Here is a 1,493-nt window from a genome sequence, read left to right on the forward strand (position 1 = left end):
CCCCGGTGCCGGGCCCGGAGCGCGTCCGTCCCGCCGAGCTCCACGGCGTGCGCGTGCTGGTGGTGGATGACGAGGAGGACGCGCGCGAGCTGCTGCGCACCCTGCTGGAGGACAGCGGCGCTTCCGTGCTCACCGCCGGCTCCGCGGAGGACGGGCTCCAGGTGCTCCGGGCCGAACAGCCGGACGTGCTCGTGTCCGACATCGGCATGCCGGGCACGGACGGCTACGGCTTCATCGAGCGCGTGCGCGCGCTGTCCCCGGAGCAGGGCGGGCGCATCCCCGCGGTGGCCATCACCGCCTACGCCCGTTCGGAGGACCGCACCCGCGTGCTGCGCGCCGGCTTCCAGAGCCACGTGCCCAAGCCCGTGGAGCCCGTGGAGTTGCTCGCCGTGCTCGCGTCGCTGGCGGGCCGCTTCGAGACGCCCCCGAAGTCCTGAGCCAACCGCCACGACATCCATCCCCTGGCCAGCGGGCGGGCCCAGGGCTTACCTTGCAGGGCAATGCGTCCGCCGCATGGACAGATGGCGATGTTCGACGCCCCGGCGCCCGGACGCACGCGGCTGCCCTCGCGCGAGGACGCGCTGCCCCGGGCGGCCGAACTGGCCCGGCGCGTGTCGGCCCTGCTGGGTCTGCCCGTGCACCTGCGCCTCACCGATAACCGCGCCACCCTGGTGAGCTTCCGCACGCTGCCGGAGGCCGTGCGGCTGCGCGTGCACCACCTCTTCCTCGAGGCGCCGGAGCCTGTGGTGCGCGCCATCGCGGGCTACGTGACGGGCGACGCGGCGGCGCGCGAGGTGCTGGAGTCCTTCAGCCACGCGCATTCGGATCAGGTGCGCCGCGAGCGCAGGCCCGGGGCACCGTTGCGCGCGCGGGGGCGCTGCTTTGATTTGCGCGCCGTGCACGCCCGGCTGGACGCGGCGTACTTCGACGGCCGGGTGCACGGGGTGGAGGTGGGCTGGGCCCGCCGTCCGGGCCGCCGCACGCGCCGCACCATCCACCTGGGGGGCTACGACGCGCGGCTGCGCGAGGTGCGCGTCCACCCCGCGCTGGACCGGCCGCATGTCCCCGCCTTCGTCGTGGACTTCATCGTCTTCCACGCCCTGCTGCACGCGGACCTGGCCCACACCGACGCGGACCGTGACGGCGACGACACCGGTCGCTGCGCCGCTGAACACACCCCGGACTTCTACGCGCGCGAGGCCGCCTTCCCCCTGCGCGAGTCCGCCCAGCGCTGGCTGCTGGAGAACCTGGCGTCGCTCCGGCGCGGGTGAGCCCGGGCCCCGGCCCAGAAGCATCTGCATCGCCTGGGGGATGGTGGTGGCCAGCAGGAGGCGCTCGCTGCATGCTGTCGGCGCGATGCGCTTTTTCAGCGTGGAAGAGGCCAACCGACTCGTGCCGTTGTTGACGGACATCTTCGGGCGCGTGCGCCCGTGGGTGGAGCGCGTGCAGAAGCTGGCCGAAGCCCTGGACGCCCCGGAGGCCAACCCCGACCC

The 1,493-nt window shown here is 74.3% G+C and carries 2 protein-coding genes; both read left to right on the top strand.

What is annotated here, in order from left to right:
* Positions 1-437 (top strand): response regulator (locus D7V97_RS42955; RefSeq protein WP_147445259.1); only part of this gene is annotated, 437 nt, incomplete at its 5' end.
* A 90-nt stretch (positions 438-527) separates the two neighbouring features.
* Complete coding sequence (locus D7V97_RS42960; RefSeq protein WP_120616260.1) at positions 528-1,271, top strand: hypothetical protein; 744 nt, start codon at positions 528-530, stop codon at positions 1,269-1,271.
* Positions 1,272-1,493 lie beyond the last annotated feature (222 nt).

Source organism: Corallococcus sp. CA053C, from assembly GCF_003611675.1.
Lineage (GTDB): Bacteria > Myxococcota > Myxococcia > Myxococcales > Myxococcaceae > Corallococcus.